Consider the following 15,636-nt stretch of genomic DNA (forward strand, 5'->3'; position numbering starts at 1 on the left):
GCCGTCGCGTCGCCGGGCGCGCTCGAAACCCGGACCGTCCGGAACACCTATGTAGGTTGCTATGATCCCACACGGGCATGGAGGAGAACCGCGAGCTGCCAGCGACGCGCGTCGACCACGTCGGGATCGCCGTCGAGTCTATCGAATCCGCCGAAGCGCTGCTGTTCGCGCTCGGCTGCGAGAAGATCCACGAGGAAGCCAGCGAGTACGGATCGTTCACCTGGGCGACGTACGTGCTCGGCGGTGCTTCCCGGCTCGAACTGATCGCCCCCGAAGACGGGTCCGAGTCGTTCCTGACCGAGTACCTCGAGCGCGAGGGGCCGGGCCTCCACCACGTCACGCTGGAAGTGAGCGACCTCGAGCGCGCCGTCGAGGTGCTCGAGGCCGACGACGTCCCCGTCGCGGAGCGTGCCGAGTTCGATCACTGGGGTGAGGCGTTCGTCCCCCCGTCGAACCCGACCGGGGCGCTGTTCCAGCTGATGGAGTACTACGACGGGTACGCGGAGCATCGCGAGGCCGGTCGGCGGCTGTTCGTCGACGGAGAGCGGCTCTGAGGTCGAGCTACGTCGGTTATCGATGGGGAGCGGCGGGAGCAACTCCGTGCGAACTGCTCGCAGACCTCATCATTTATTGTACCGTGCGGAAAACGAACGGGTGATGTACAAGCACGTCGCCCTCCTGGTCCGACAGGACGGCATGTCCCACGCGGAGTTCGTCGACTACTGGCAGACCGAGCACACCCCCATCGCCCGCGATATCGAGGGGGTCGTCCGCTACCAGCAGGTCCTGCCGACCGACCCGGACCACGCGGAGTTCGACGGCCTGGCGGAGCTGTACTTCGAGGATCTCGAGGCCCTCCACGACGCGCTGGGCAGCCCCGGCTCCCGGGACTACGACCCGACGAAGGAGGTCGCGGCCGAGGCCCGCGAGGACGTCGACAACTTCCTGGCGATCGAGGAGCGACCGCGCTTTATCGGCGAGGAGGTAGTCCAGAAGGACGAGGTCGACGGCGACACGAACGGCCTGTACAAGCACTCGGCGTTTCTCGTCCGCCAGGAGGGGATGTCCCACGAGGAGTTCGTCGACTACTGGCAGACCAACCACACCCCGATCGCCAGGGAGATCGAGGGCGTCGTGAAGTACAACACGATCCTGCCGACCGATCCCGAGAACGCGGAGTTCGACGGCGTCGCCGAACTCTACTTCGAGGACGTAGAGAAGCTGTACGACGCGCTGGGCAGCGAGGGATCGCGGGACTACGCCCCCGACAAGGGGAAGGCCAGGGAGGCCCGCGAGGACGTCGACAACTTCCTGGCGATCGACGAGCGGCCCCGATTCATCGGCCGCGAACGGGTCGTCACGAACGAGCGCTGATCGCCATGTCCGACACCGACTCCGACGTCGACTTCGAGCGCCAGGTCCGCGACGCCTTCCCCGAACTCGAACGGATCGAGGACGACGACCTGCGCGAGCGCGTCGTCGAGGCCTGGGTACTGGGCCTGGAGCGAGGAGGATGGCGGGACGTCGAGGACGTCCCCTACGCCTGGAACATCCACGAGGTGACGAACGTCGAGCACGTCCGCGGCGTCACCCGCATCGCCGTCGAGTCAGCCCGCGAACAGCGGGAGTTCCACGGGGCCGATCCGGACGTCGACGCGATCGTCGCGGCCTGTCTCCTCCACGACGTCGGGAAGTGCTACGAGTATCCGGAGTTCGTGGACGACGAACTGCTCGCCGATCCCGACCCGCGGTACGTCAGCGAGGAGATTCCCCACTCCATCTCGGGGTACGCGCTGGCCCACGAGGTCGGCTGTCCGCTTGCCGTCCAGCGTGCGATCCCACACTTCCTGGGCGAAGTGCCGACGCGAACGCTGGAAGCCGAACTCGTCAAGAGCGCCAACTCGGCGTCGTCGAACGCCATCACGCAAGCGACGATGGGGATCACGCTCCAGGAGTGGGTCGAGGAGTACTCCCAGACGTCGTAGGACGAGGAACCATCCTCCGGATCAACGCCGAACTACCGCGGACGGTCGACCACATTCCAGTCCCGCAGGAGCCACGAAAAGGAGCGAACGCAGTCCGTTTCGGGACGGTGAAACGGCGGCGACGACTCGAGTGACGGTTCACGTCGTTCGAGTCATGGAAACGAATCGCGAAACCGTTCGAATAGCGGAAACAAGTTTTTTGTCAATGCACAATGAGCAGTTGCACATGGCAACCGACGCGCGTCACCGGCCCGTCGAAACCGTCGAGACGGCATTCGACATCGTCGACGTCGTCAAACGCTCCGAGGGAGTCGGTATCACTGCGATCGCCGACGAACTCGACCTCGCGAAGAGTACGGTCCACCGGCACGTGAAGACGCTCGAGTCCCGTGGGCTCCTCGTACAGGAGGGGGACGGCTACAGACTCAGCGCGTGGTTTCTCGACTACGGCGGTCACGTCCGCAAGCAGCATCGCCTGTACGACGTCGCCAAGCCGAAAGTCGAGGAACTCGCCGCCGAGACCGACGAGAAAGTCTGGTGCGTGATCGAGGAACACGGCGTCGGCGTTCACGTCTACGGTGCCGAAGGTCGACACTCCGTCAAGACGCACGCTCGAGTCGGGCAGCGCACCCACCTCCACCAGTTCGCCGCCGGGAAAGCGATCCTCGCCCACCTCCCCGACGAGCGGATCGAACGGATCCTCGAGGAGTACGGCCTGTCCGCCCAGACGGACAAGACGATCACCGATCGAACGGCCCTCCGGGAGGAACTCGAGACGATCCGCGAGCGCGGCTACGCGTTCAACCGCGAGGAGTCGGTGATCGGCGTTCACGCCGTCGGGGCCCCGGTCAGGGACGAGTCGGGCACCGCCATCGGCGCGATCAGCGTCGCCGGTCCCGCCAACCGCCTTCACGGCGAGTTGATGACCGACGAACTGCCGGCCCTCCTCCTCGGGGCCACCAACGAAGTGGAGATCAACCTCGCCCACTCGTAGCCCGGACGTCTCGAAGCGTCTCGGACGGTCCGCGACGCGACTGCGGTACCTGCTGTTCGTATTACTCGAACGCCATCTGTGGTTCGGCCACGAGTTGATTACAATAGTACGGCTGTAAATAACACAGCAGTACGCCGCTCGTTACATCCATACGGGTGTAATGTACAGCGGTGACCCCCCGGCCATGCGTCGTAGGCGTCGGCTATCGGACAGAGCGTTTCCATAACTCGAACGCGATCGCAGGTCGCTGATCCGCAAAGGTGCCGTGGAGCCGTTTGTTCGGCTGAGAGGCAGTTGGACGGGACCACAACCGACGAGACGACGCGTTAGAGCTCCAGGAAGGACTCGGCGTTCTCCCAGAGGATCTTCCGCTGGATCTCCTCGTCGAAGTCGAGTTCGGCGAACTGCTCGAGCCACGGTCCCGGCTCGAGCATCGGGTAATCGGTGCCGAACATGACCTTGTCCGAGAGCAGCGTTTTCGCGTAGTGGAGTACCTGCTCGTCGATGTATCGGGGCATCCAGCCGGAGAGGTCCATGTAGACGTTGCCCTTCTGCTGGCAGATCGCGAGCTGTTCTTTCTCCCAGGGGTAAGCGGGGTGGGCGATGAGGATCTGGAGGTCGGGATGGGCGGCGGCGACGTCGTCGATCAGCATCGGATTCCCGTACTTGATCTGTAGCCCGCGACCGCCCGGTGAGCAGGCACCCAGGGTGGAGTTCCCGCCGTGGAAGACGACCGGCACGCCGAGGTCTTCGATCGTGTCCCAGAGCTGCTCGTGCTCGGGATCGGACGGATCGAACCCCTGGGCGATCTGCTGGAACTTGAACCCGGAGAGATCGAGGTCCTCGACGCAGCGGATCGCCTCCTCGACGCAGTCGTCTTTGAGCGGATCGACGGAACCGAATCCGACGAAGAAGTCGGCGTACTCGTCGCGAACCTCGGCCACGTAGTCGTTCGGAACGGGCGGGTTCCCGGTGTTCGTCTCCGCGTCCCAGCCGAGCAGGACGGCGCGACCGACGCCCGCCTCGCGATACTCGGCGATCATGTTCTCGTACGTGTCCGTCTCGAGGTCGGCACCGAACCGGTCGGCGGCGTCTCGCATCATCTGGCCGCCGGCGTCGTGGAGGAACTCGCTGGTCGGCTGGTGGGCGTGCGTATCGATCGCTCGCGGCTCGTCGAGTACCGTAGGCGAACCCATACGACGGTCAACGTGGTACCGCTACATGTATTTTTGTCCGGCTAGTGACTCGTCTCGTTCGTTCCGGGACGACGGTTCCGGCCACCCGACCAACGACCAATACAATTCCATACATATCTTCACAAGAACCAGATTAAATATCATTCCGTTCGCGGAGATAGACTCCGACACAGGATCGGTCGATTACTATTTCGAACAGCCATATTCCAGAATTCGTAATTTCGTCGTCTGCATTTCGATAGAATCCAACCGCCGTGATTTGACCCGATGTGCTTCGTTCGCGCCGCCATAATCGCGTTTTCGTCTCTCCCCCGTCGACATCCACGATTAGTAACTCAGCATAAGTAAGTATCCGCTCATGATCCCCGGTGGATACCACGGTGTTCTCCGATCCGAAATCGAGAAGATAATGATCAAATATACCTCATTGACTGTATACTGATATTACTCGCCATGTCGTCGGCTCGAGAGTCCCCTCGACGACCGCAACCGACGGAGAACGCTACCGCTCGAACAGGGGTTCCACGGGAAGTTCCGACCAGTAGCTAGTCCCTCCGCCTCCGTCAGTCCACGGGTTCAGACGAGAGGCCGCGCAGCGACTCCTCGCCGATCTCCTCTAAGACGTGGTCGTGGAACGATTGCAACGCGGCGCTCTCGTCCTCGGCGAGGACGACGTCGCTGGCCGACAGCGTCGCGAGGCCGAACGCTCGCGGCGTCGGCGAGTCCAGCAGGTGGCGCTCGACGTCGATCTCACCCTCGGAGATGGCCTCGACGGCGGCCTCGATCTCGGCGACGTTGAGTTTGTCCTCTAATATCTCGCGGTAGGTCTCCTCGATCACCGCGAAGTCCTCGAGATCCTCGGCGAAGCCCAGCAGCATCTCGCTCGAGACTTGCTGCTCGCTGGCCGACTTCTCGTAGCCCTTGTAGCGTTTGAGGATCATCAGCGACCGGGTGGCGTTGATCCGGAAGTACCGCTGGAGCAGGTCGGTGCCCGAGAGCGCCGCACGGAGGTCCTCGCGCACCTCGTCCGGGTCGAGGTCGTCGATGATCCCCTCGATGTCGACCTTCCGGTTCAGGGGCATCGTGAGCACGACGCCGTTGTCCGCGACCGCGACGCGGACGTTGGCGGTCGCCTCCCGGGCGCACCGGTACGCCAGGAGCCGGGAGAAGCCGTCGTTGAACTTCCGGCCGTAGGTGGAGTGGACGTAGTAGTGGCGTTCGTACTCCTCGCGGTCGCGGACGACCTCGATCGAGAGGCGGTCGTCGGTGCTGACGCTCTCGGCTCCCGCGTACCGGAGCTGATAGTCGAACAGCCGAGCGATCGCCCGCACGCTGTCGTCGTCGAGGGGGAACTCGCGGAGCCAGGCCCGTACCCGCGGCGGGCCACCCTCGTCGTAATGCTCGAGCAACTCGCCCTGGAACGCGAGGATCTCGCGGCCGAGATCGTAGGAGAGCGGCAGGCGTTCGGAGTACCAGGAGGGGACGGTCGGTCGGGCGCTCGTGCGATCGACGTAGACCTTCGAGCCCCGGCGATAGCGGTACTCGAAGTGGTCGCCCCCGAGGACGAAGACGTCGCCTTTCTCGAGGGTGTCGAGGTAGTCCTCGTCGAGTTGGCCGACCCACTCGTCGCCCGCACGGGTGTAGACGTCGCAGGTGAACGAATCCGGAATCGTGCCGATGTTGGTCATGTAGATAACCCGGGCGAGGCGGCCCCGCTTGCCGATCAGCGACTCGCCCACGGGGTACTCCTCGTAGTGGTGCTGGCCGCTGGGCGGGTCGTTCTCGTCGCGCCAGATCTTCGCGTAGACGTTGCGGTCCTCCAGGCCGGCGTAGTCGGCGGTGAGGTAGCGACAGAGCGACGCCCACTCCTCGTCGCCGTAGTCGCGGTAGGGGTAGGCCCGCCGGAGGGTGGCGAGGACGTCTTCTTCGGGCCGGACCTCCGCGATCGCCATCCCGTAGACGTGCTGGGCGGCGACGTCCTGGGCGTTCTCCGGGATCGAGACGGAGTCGACGAACCCCTCCTCGGCCTTCTTCAGCATGACGGCGCACTCGAGCAGTTCGTCACGGTCGAGCGCGATCACCCGGCCGGTGACGGTCTGGCCGACGCGGTGGCCCGCGCGACCGATCCGCTGGAGCAGGGCGGCGACAGACTTGGGCGAACCGACCTGCACCACGAGGTCGACGTGTGGCATGTCGATGCCCAGCTCGAGGCTGGTCGAGGAGGTGACCACGTCGAGGCTTCCCTCCTTGAGCCGCTCTTCGATGTCGTGGCGGACGTCCTTCGAGAGGCTGCCGTGGTGACAGCCCGAGTTTGTCTCGTCGTAGGCGTCGAACCGCTCGCGGAGGTTGTGCAGGACGCGTTCGGCACCCGACCGGGTGTTGGTGAACACGAGCGTGTTCGTGTGCTCCTGGACGTGCTCGTGGAGCATCCGGTAGAACCGCTCCTGAACGATCTCGCGGGGCGTGTTGATCAGGTCGTCGGTCGGACACTCGAGTTCCATGTCGAACTCGCGGGCGAAGCGGGCGTCCACGATGTCATACTCTCTCGACTCTCCCCCGGGTTCCTCCTGGCCGACCAGAAACTCGGCCACCTGCGACAGCGGCTCGATCGTCGCCGAACAGCCGATCCGCGTAACGTCGTGATCGACCATCGACTCGAGGCGCTCTAAGCTCACCGACAGGTGAGTTCCGCGCTTGCCCGACGCCAGCGAGTGGATCTCGTCGACGATGACGTACTCGACGGTCCGCAGTTTCTCGCGGAACTTCGGCGAATTGAGGAGGATCGCGAGCGTCTCTGGCGTCGTGTTGAGGATGTGGGGCGTCTCCTCGAGCATCTTCTGCCGGTCGCTCGAGGAGGTGTCGCCGTGGCGGATCGCGTGGCGGATCTCGCCCATCTCCTGGTCGTCGCGCTCCTCCACGATGGATTCGATCCCCTCGAGGGGGACCTCGAGGTTCCGGTGGATGTCGTTCGCGAGCGACTTCAGCGGCGAGACGTACAGGCAGTAGACGGAGTTCTCGAGGCCGCCAGCGCGCTCGCGGTCACGTCTGTAGAGTTCGTCGATGATAGACGTGAAAGATGCGAGCGTGTTGTGAAGGTACAATCCGCCGCGACCGCCGACGAAGTTGTGCGTATCCGGAACGCTGAGATCGACAATCTGACCGCTGTAGTGGGACGGCTCGTTCGATTCGACAGTTACCCAAGCGATGTTTCGGCTGCGGATATCGTCGATCTTCGCGGCGAGTTCTCGCGTCGTCTCGTCGGACGGCAGCGACTGGAGTTTCGTAGATAGCTTGTCCAGCGCCCGTTCCGTGAGATATCCGCTTCGTCTGGCCACTTCGTAGATGTTGCCCAGTTCAGCATTGAATTCTCGATCGTTCTCGAAGTACGCCGATAGCGCACGAACGTCCCGATAGTCGAACGCGTGCCGTCCGATGTGGTTTCCGTTACTCTGTCCAGAAGCGTGCGCCTTCAATTCGTCGACGTTTGGATGGACGATCGAGCACTCCGACAGAAGTTTCGATAGGTTCTCGATTCCTCGAATGGTGAGTGAATGATACGCTCGCCGGGTCTGTTCGTCCGTATTCGTCGCGTACTTCTCCCGACGGTTGCGAGCGGGGAGAATCCCGAACGAGAGCAAGAGATACGTCAACTGCTCTATTTTCAACTCGTTGGCCTGAACGAGACGGACTTCGTTGGACCGAATCTCGCCCTCCAACGATAAAAACGTCGAGAGGAACGACCGTTTGATCGGTTTTGTCGCATTCAGCACCCAGTTTGGGAGCGGTACCTCACGGCCCGGACCCGATCCGATATCTAGCAGTTCCGTAAAGAAGACGGAAAACGCTGCGTTGGAAATAACGTAATCGATCTCCGACTTCCGCTCGAATTCGATTCCGAACTGCTCTCGCATCGTCTCCATCGCGCGTTCGAGAAGTTCGCTCCGATTCTTCTGGGAGATCATCACGAATCTGGTCCGTTCGTACTCACCGACAAGCCCCTCCGCGAGGACGAACGCAGCCAGTTCTGCGAGTTCGGAATCTACCGTCGTCGGATAGCGAAAGCGGGTAACGCGACCATTGTCCGTTTTAACGAGTACCTCACCGGGCTCGAGCGGCGTATACGCTTCTCGAAGGATCGAGAGAAATTCTTCGGAGCGGTACTCGCTCGTCCCGTTTACGAGCTTCGAGACGGATGCGAGGCTAATCGACAATCGATCCGCCACGTCCGAGAAGGTGAGATCTGCGAGTGCGAGTGCGAGCCATCGTTCGTACTCGTCGAATGCTGAGATGGGGTCCCCTTCTTCGAGACGAGCGACGACTCGATCGGACTCCGCCTCGGTCGCAACCAGCGGGAATTCCGATCGCAGCCGATCGAGTGCCGAACCCACGTCGAGTTCGATGTCGCGCTCGGGAAGATCGATGCGCGTCGGAATTCCTATCCGGTCGCCGTCTTGGATCTCGCTTGCCGACCGCCACTCGGGTCCGGACGCCGTCTCGACGAGGAGGGGATGATCCGGCGTAACCTCGACTTCCCTCCCGTACGACGTTTGAATTCGATGGATCGGTCCGTCGTAAGATTCCGAGTACACCATCGACTGACGGAGCGAGACCTCACCTTCGTCGAGCGAGTATGCCTCGACCGAACTCGTGTACAGTTCTCCGTCTTCGTCGACGTCCGTGACTTTCCGATTTCGCCGTTCGAGAAGGTCTTTCGCCCGAAGAACCGCTGCCTCCCCGTCGTCTCGAACGATCATCGGCGTATCCGGTTTGACGCACTTTCCGCTTCCAGTCGGCGCACAGATCAGCGTGTTCTGCCCCTCGTGGATCTTCGGAATCGCGCCGCGCTGTGGCGGCGTGAAGAAGCCCTCGTTCTCGGGGACGAACTCGCCGAACTCCTCGAGCCACCACTCCTGGACCGCGGGCTCGAGCGACGCGAAGACGTCCCCGTCCTCGATCGTGGTTCGGTCCGGATCGAACGGCAGGGAGTCGTCGGCGACGGGCAACTCGAGGCCCTCGGGACCGCTCATTGGCGTCGTCTCGGGGACGGGTATGTAAGAGGGTTTGGCCAGCGGAGCGAAAGTGAAACCCGATCCCGTCCTCCGCTCGCCCTCGCCGGATGGGAACGAATGTGACACCTCCGGAAGGTATTTTCTCCGTCGGAGAGATCCACGGAGCATGACACGAACGGCGGAGGAGACGAGTCCGCGAACGGGACTCGCGGAGATGCCCGTCGTAACGGCACTAACGCTCGTCGTCGCGCTCGGCGCGCTGCCGGCACTCTCGTACGCGAGCGAGGCGCTTGAGTTCTCGCAACCGCTGGCGATGGCGCTCCAGTGGCTCGTCCTCGCCGCGGTCCTCGCGGTCGCGCTGGGCGTCGAAGGCCTGTCGCCGCCGTCGATCGGGTTTCGCCGTCCGGCGTGGATCGACCTCGGCTATCTGCTCGGGACGGCGGCCGTCGCGTTGCTGATCTACGTCGCGACGGATCCGCTCGTACGAGCGCTCGGCCTGCCCCTCGAGGCGGGAACGAGCGGTCTCGAGGAACTGCCGAGTCCGCTGGTGGGGCTAGCGGCGGCGATCACGACCGGCGTCGTCGAAGAACTGCTGTACAGGGGGTACGCGATCGAACGGCTCCTCGCGTTCACCGACAGCCCCCTCACTGCCGGCGGGCTGACGTGGATCGCCTTCACCCTCGTCCACGCCGTCGTCTGGCCGCTCGGCAACCTGGTCCAGACCGCAGCGGTCGCCGCGCTATTCGTCGTCGTCTACCTGCGACGCCGTACGCTGGTGCCCGTCGTCGGTGCGCACGTGCTGATCTGGCTTCTTCCGGTTCTCGCACTGTTCGCCGAGTAACAGTCGTCGGATCCCCTTCAGGACCGGACGACCGTTCTACCGACCGTCGAACCGCGTCACGACCTCGAGTCCCGTCGTCCCGTACTCGGTCATCGCGGCGAGGCGATCGGAGACGTTCTCGAGCGCCACCTCCCGCGTCACCAGCACGGACGGCTCGAGGCGGCCGGCGTCGATCAGCCGCAGGAGTTCGTCGTACCGGGAGGGCGGCATCCCGCGGGAGCCGACGACGGTGACGTCCCAGCGGGTGATCTCGTCGATCGGCAGCGACACCTCGCCGCGCTCGGCGTCGGTCGTCAGCCCCACCTGAACGTGCGTGCCGCGCGTCCGGAGGGAATCGAGGCTGTTTCGGCAGGTTTCCGCGCGGCCGAGCGCGTCGACGGAGACGTGGGTGCCGCCGTCGGTGATCGCCTCGATTTCCGCGGGAACGTCGCCCTCGAGCGCGCTCGCGTCGACGGTCGCCTCGGCACCCAGGTCGGTCGCTAGCTCGAGCGGCTCCTCGCGGACGTCGACGGCGACGACCCGGCCGCCGAGTGCAGTCGCGATCTGGACGGCCGCGAGTCCGAGCCCGCCGCAGCCGTAGATGGCGACCCAGTCGCCCCCGGCGACGTCGGCCCGGTGGGCCAGGGCGTGAAAGGCCGTCACGTACCGACAGCCCAGCGCGGCGGCCGCAATCGCGGAGACGCCGTCCGGAAGCCGCGCGAGGTTGAACTCCGCGTGGGGAACGTGGACCCGTTCGGCGAACGCGCCGGGAACGTCGGCCTCGAAGCCGAGCGCGTAACCGTCCTCGCACACGTTCCCGTGGCCGTTCCGACACTGGTGACACGAGCCGTCGCCGAGGTTGAACGGGACCGCCACCCGGTCTCCCGGCTCGAGCGCCGCCACTCGCTCGCCGACGCGAGCGACGCGGCCCGCGGGCTCGTGGCCGAGGATCTGTCCGAGCGGGACCCGGTCGTCCGCCCACTCGCCGTGGCCCTGCCAGGCGTGCCAGTCGCTGCGACAGATGCCACAGGCCTCGACGTCGACCACGACGCCGTGGGGCGCGGGGTCGGGGTCGTCGACGGACTCGATCGACAGGGGCTCGCCGTAGGACTCGAGGACTGCAGCGCGCATACCGTCCGTCTCGGGGAGCGACGAGTTAAACGTGGGCGGTCCACACCCCCTGCCGACGGTCGAGGAGGGAGACGACGACCGCGTGTGGCAGGGTCAACACGGCGAGACAGACGAGGTAGACCCCCAGCAGCGACGGGAGCGTCGCCGGCGTCCGCGGGACGACGAGCGCCAGCCCGGCCAGCACGACGAGTCCGCCCGCCGTAAAGGGCGCGGCGTCGCGGGCGAACCGCCGGACGGCCGCCGAAACGTCGCCCTCCTCGAGCGCGGCGGCCGCGGGGGCGTCGACCAGCAGCGTCCGCAGGACGTGTCGCACGGAGTGCCAGAGCGCGAAGTAGAGCCCGACCGCGAGGATCGGCGGGACGACGGCGAAGAACGCGGCGAGTCCAAGCGTTTCGCCCGCGTCGAGCAACCACCCCCTGGAGGCCCCGCTCCGGACGAGTCCCCAGCAAAGCGAGAGGGTCACGAGCGCGGCGAATCCGACGCCGACCAAGCGCCGTACGACCGGATCGAACGCGGGATCGAGCGCCGCCGCGGCCGCTGGATCGAACAACCCGACGGTCGCGCCGGCGACGGCCGCGTACTGATCGGGTGCGGCGACCAGCGGGACGAGCATCGGCAGTCCGCCGCGAACGACGCCCGCGAGCAGCCGCTGGCCCCGCGTCTCGAGGTGGTCGACCCCCAGCAGGGCGACGAGCGCGTAGACGTCGCCCTGTCCCCAGTGGGCGATCGTTAGCAGGACGAATCCGGCGAAGGCCACGGCCGGCGCGAAGAACCAGACCGCGGCGTAGGCCGCCGCGAGGGCGAGATAGCCCCCACAGGTGACGGCGACGGAGCGGTTCGTGACGGGATCACCCCGCGAACGCGGGAGGACGAGGTGATCGACCGCACCGTGGGGAAGTCCGAGGACCACGACGCTCGCCGCGAGCGGAATCAACTGGACGGAAAGCGGCGGCGACTCGAGGGCGACCGAGAGCGCGACGCCGGTCAGGAGCGCGAGTGTGCCACAGCCGAGGCTGATCCGCCCGGCGGTCGCGACGGCCGTCGAACGCCGTTCCGAGGGATCCCGGGCGCGTGGCGTCGCGGGAGTCGGTTCACCGGACATGACGCGTCACCGCTCGAGTTCGTGTGCGGACTCGCTCGAGCGAGAGGGTGGGAAGTTCGTCTCGTCGCTCGAGCAGCCACAGGTAGAGGACGAGACACTGGACGACGAAGCCGTTCGTCGCGAGGAAGAAAACCGCCTCCTCGAGCGGGAGGCCGAGCAGGGCGTAACCGGTCGTGTGAGTCTCGGAGACGTGCCAGATGCCGAGGCCGAGCGCAATGCGGTCTGCGAGCCAGAGATAGAGCGTCGGGACGGCGACGCCGACCGCGACGGTGCGGCGGGCGTCCCAGAGGGCAGTGCAGCCGAACCCCCACTGGATCGCCAGGATCGGGCCGGCCCAGAGGAGGATCGCGCCGAGGTAGTACGTCGACGACGTTCCCAGCAGCAGCCAGCCGACGCCGGCGACGGCGAGTCCTCCGACGATACCGCCGAGTCGATGCCGGTGTGGGATCGCCAGCGAGCGTTCGGGCACGTGCGGCCACTGAAAGAGCCAGCAGGCGGTCAGGATCGGCTGGAGTAGGAAGAACAGGTACTCCTCGAGCGGGGCGTGCCAGATCGTCGCGACGACGGCTCCCTCGGCGTACCCCCAGACCCCTTCGGCGATCAGCAGGTTGTCCCAGGGAGTCGTGTAGACGACCGCCAGCACGACGACGACGGCGAGACCCGAGAGGGGGCCGGGACCCCACCACGCCCCCTCGCGGCGGGCGGCGAGCCATCCTAGCCCGAGGATCGGTACCAGGAGGAACAGCGCGTGAAACTCGAGGTACGTGAGCGGAACGGTCATCGTGAGCAGCGGCGGCGTCGCCACATCGTCTCCCCTTTCGCCACCCGGCTCATGAACGATGTGGCCAACGCGAAATTCGGCCGCGAGCGTGTTCGTGCGGTGCCACGTTGCACTGTTGGCCACCACCCCTAAAGTGGGCCGTTTCAAACCCCGGGCCATGAACGTCGCGAGATCGCTGCTTCCGGGTCGCGTTCGCCGGAGTTATACGGGGAAGCTCGGTGCCATATTCACGCTCGTCACCGCCGTGACGGTGGCGTTCGGCGGGGCGATGATCCTCGAGATACGGGCCGCGCTCGAGACCGGCGAGGTCGCGGTCGTCGGCGAGAGCGCGACCGCCGCGATCCTCGGGCTGATCGTCCTGACGGTGATCAACGTCGGGCTCGTGGCGGCGACGGTCGGGGGCAACACCGCCGCGTCGCTGTCGACCCTCTCGGCGAAGGCCCGGCGCATGGGAGACGGCGACCTCGAGGTCGACCTCGACACCCGCCGAGAGGACGAGATCGCCGAACTCTACGCGTCCTTCGACGAGATGCGGACCTCCCTCCGGGAATCCCTGTCGGAGACCGAGGCCGCCCGACGGGAGGCCGAGGAAGCTCGCGAACGGGCCGAGGAGGCACGCGAAGAAGCGGAACAGGCCCGCGAGGAAGCCGAACGGGAACGCGAACGGGTGACCGCGGTCAACGAGGAACTTGAGGCCGAGGCCGAACGGTTCGGCGAGGTGATGGCCCGCTGTGCCGACGGCGACCTGACGGCGCGGCTGGACGCCGACACGGACAACGAGGCGATGGCCTCGATCGCGGACTCGTTCGACGAGATGATGGACGGGATCGAGTCGCTCGTGGCCCGCATCCAGGGGTTCGCCGAGGACGTCTCGACGGCCAGCCACGACGTGCGGGCGAACGCCGAGGACGTCCGGGAACGGAGCGAGGCGGTCAGCGAGACGATCGAGGAGATCGCCGACGGCGCAGACGAACAGACCGAGATGATCCGAGAGATCGCGGCGGAGATGGACGACATCTCGGCGACGACCGAACAGATGGCCGCGAGCGCCGCGGAGGTCGCCCAGACCTCCCACGAGGCCGCTCGGGCCAGCGAGAACGGCCTCGAGACAGCCGAGGCGGCCATCGCGGAGATGAACGAGGTCGAGGAACAGACCGACGCCGCCGTCGCGGCGATCGAGGAACTCAACGCGGAGGTCCAGGAGATCGGCGAGGTGACCGAGATCATCGCCGACATCGCCGAGCAGACGAACCTGCTCGCGCTGAACGCGTCGATCGAGGCGGCCCACGCGAGCGACGACGGGGACGGCTTCGCCGTCGTCGCGAGCGAAGTCAAATCGCTCGCCGAGGAGACCAAGGCGGCGACCGACGAGATCGCGTCGTCGATCGAGCGGATCCAGGGACGGACCCAGTCGACGGTCGAGGACATCCGCGAGACCAGCGACCGGATCTCGCGGGGCGTCGACACCGTCGAGGAGACCGTCGACTCGCTCGAGCGGATCGTCGAAGCCGTCGAGGAGGCCAACACGGGCATCCAGGAGATCAACACGTCGACGGACCGCCAGGCCGAGTCCGCCTCGGAGATCGCGAGCACGATCGACGACGTGGCCGACATCGCCGAGACGACCGCGACGGAAGCGGGCGACGTCACCGACGACGCGGCGGCCCAGTCGGCGGCCGCGAGGGACGTCTTCGATCGCGTCGAAACCCTCTCCGACGGCGCGACGACGCTGCTCGAGGTGCTCGAGGAGACGCAGGTGTCCGCCGATCGCCGCGAGGCGCGGGCGTCGCCGAACGCGATGGCCGACGGGGGGAGTCGCCGATGATCGACCCGACGTCCGTGTTCTGGCTGGGCGCTCTGGGCATGGCCGCCGGCACCCTCGCGTTCGTCTGGGGCGGCGTGACGGGCGACGACGCCTACCGCAAGTACTACGGCCTCCTCGCGGCGACCAGTTCGATCGCGACCGTCGCCTACGCGACGATGGCCCTCGGGATCGGCTGGATCCCCGTCGGCGACGAACTCGTCTTCGCGCCGCGATACGTCGACTGGATCCTCACGACGCCGTTGCTGTTGCTGTTTCTCGGACTGCTCGCCGGAAGCGACCGGCGTGAACTCGGACTGGTCGTCGGGATCAACACCGCCGTGATGGGGCTGGGGTTCGCCGCCGCGCTCCTCGAGGGGGCCGTCGGCTACGGGCTGTTCGCCCTCGGCGGGATCGCCTACGTCGGCCTGCTGTACGTGTTGCTGGGACCGATGAGCGTTCGAGCGGGCGACCGGCGTCCCGGCACCACCTCGTTGTTTACCAGCCTGCGGAACCTCACCGTGATCCTCTGGTCGGTGTACCCCGCCATCTGGCTGCTCGGTCCGCCGGGACTCGGACTGCTGACCCCCGTAGTCGACGTCGCGCTGATCACATACCTCGACCTGCTGACCAAGGTCGGCTTCGGGCTGATCGCGCTCAACGCCAGCGCCGTCATCGAGGCCGAGCGCGGCGAATCGCTCGCCGCGGACTCGAGCGCCGCGCCGGCGGACGACTGAGACGAACCGTAACTGGCTGGGCGCGCGTTCGAGCGCTCGCCGGACTCGAGGACCAACACAACCCTTTTGCCCGGCCCGGG

The 15,636-nt window shown here is 65.9% G+C and carries 12 protein-coding genes; 7 read left to right on the top strand and 5 right to left on the bottom strand.

All coding sequences use genetic code 11. The features are described 5' to 3' along the window. The first annotated feature begins 77 nt into the window (after window positions 1-77). The 4 genes from TX79_RS13120 (at window position 78) to TX79_RS13135 (ending at window position 2,979) form a co-directional block, all read left to right on the top strand. Window positions 78-554, top strand: coding sequence for a VOC family protein (locus tag TX79_RS13120; RefSeq protein ID WP_049927889.1), 477 nt, complete (start codon window positions 78-80; stop codon window positions 552-554). A 103-nt stretch (window positions 555-657) separates the two neighbouring features. Further along, window positions 658-1,374 (top strand): EthD domain-containing protein, encoded by a 717-nt coding sequence (locus tag TX79_RS13125; protein ID WP_049927890.1) that lies wholly within the window; start codon window positions 658-660, stop codon window positions 1,372-1,374. A gap of 5 nt (window positions 1,375-1,379) precedes the next feature. Next, entirely contained in the window at window positions 1,380-1,985 is a 606-nt protein-coding gene (locus tag TX79_RS13130; protein ID WP_049927891.1) for an HD domain-containing protein, read from the top strand. A gap of 226 nt (window positions 1,986-2,211) precedes the next feature. Next, window positions 2,212-2,979, top strand: a complete 768-nt coding sequence (locus tag TX79_RS13135) for an IclR family transcriptional regulator (RefSeq protein ID WP_049927892.1) — start codon at window positions 2,212-2,214, stop codon at window positions 2,977-2,979. Between the two features lie 326 nt (window positions 2,980-3,305). Here TX79_RS13135 and TX79_RS13140 read toward each other — a convergent pair whose 3' ends face one another. Together TX79_RS13140 and TX79_RS13145 are read right to left on the bottom strand one after the other, a co-directional pair. Beyond that, window positions 3,306-4,175 carry an amidohydrolase family protein gene (locus TX79_RS13140; protein WP_049927893.1) on the bottom strand — a complete coding sequence of 290 codons (870 nt, stop codon included), beginning with the start codon at window positions 4,173-4,175 and terminating at the stop codon, window positions 3,306-3,308. A 563-nt stretch (window positions 4,176-4,738) separates the two neighbouring features. Next, window positions 4,739-9,202 carry an ATP-dependent helicase gene (locus tag TX79_RS13145; RefSeq protein WP_049927894.1) on the bottom strand — a complete coding sequence of 1,488 codons (4,464 nt, stop codon included), beginning with the start codon at window positions 9,200-9,202 and terminating at the stop codon, window positions 4,739-4,741. 148 nt (window positions 9,203-9,350) lie between these two features. On the opposite strand from TX79_RS13145, the gene TX79_RS13150 reads away from it, so the two are divergent. After that, on the top strand, window positions 9,351-10,025 hold the full coding sequence (locus TX79_RS13150) for a CPBP family intramembrane glutamic endopeptidase (protein WP_049927895.1): 675 nt from the start codon (window positions 9,351-9,353) through the stop codon (window positions 10,023-10,025). A 36-nt stretch (window positions 10,026-10,061) separates the two neighbouring features. Here the strand turns inward: TX79_RS13150 and TX79_RS13155 are convergent, their stop codons facing one another. From TX79_RS13155 to TX79_RS13165, 3 genes are read right to left on the bottom strand one after another with little or no spacing between them, the layout of a single operon-like run. After that, a complete protein-coding gene (locus tag TX79_RS13155) occupies window positions 10,062-11,135 on the bottom strand; it encodes a zinc-dependent alcohol dehydrogenase family protein (protein ID WP_049927896.1) in 1,074 nt (357 codons plus the stop codon). 25 nt (window positions 11,136-11,160) lie between these two features. Beyond that, the gene (locus tag TX79_RS13160; RefSeq protein WP_049927897.1) at window positions 11,161-12,237 is read right to left on the bottom strand and encodes a Brp/Blh family beta-carotene 15,15'-dioxygenase; all 1,077 of its coding nucleotides are present in this window, start codon (window positions 12,235-12,237) and stop codon (window positions 11,161-11,163) included. Further along, window positions 12,227-13,018 carry a lycopene cyclase domain-containing protein gene (locus TX79_RS13165; RefSeq protein ID WP_049928398.1) on the bottom strand — a complete coding sequence of 264 codons (792 nt, stop codon included), beginning with the start codon at window positions 13,016-13,018 and terminating at the stop codon, window positions 12,227-12,229. The genes TX79_RS13160 and TX79_RS13165 overlap by 11 nt, the downstream gene beginning before the upstream one ends. Before the next feature lie 157 nt (window positions 13,019-13,175). On the opposite strand from TX79_RS13165, the gene TX79_RS13170 reads away from it, so the two are divergent. Together TX79_RS13170 and TX79_RS13175 are read left to right on the top strand one after the other, a co-directional pair. Further along, window positions 13,176-14,843, top strand: coding sequence for a methyl-accepting chemotaxis protein (locus TX79_RS13170; RefSeq protein ID WP_049927898.1), 1,668 nt, complete (start codon window positions 13,176-13,178; stop codon window positions 14,841-14,843). Further along, window positions 14,840-15,556: a bacteriorhodopsin gene (locus TX79_RS13175; protein WP_049927899.1), complete on the top strand. Its 717-nt coding sequence runs from the start codon at window positions 14,840-14,842 to the stop codon at window positions 15,554-15,556. The genes TX79_RS13170 and TX79_RS13175 overlap by 4 nt, the downstream gene beginning before the upstream one ends. Window positions 15,557-15,636 lie beyond the last annotated feature (80 nt).

The organism is Halopiger goleimassiliensis (genome assembly GCF_000455345.1).
GTDB classification, from domain to species: Archaea; Halobacteriota; Halobacteria; order Halobacteriales; family Natrialbaceae; genus Halopiger_A; species Halopiger_A goleimassiliensis.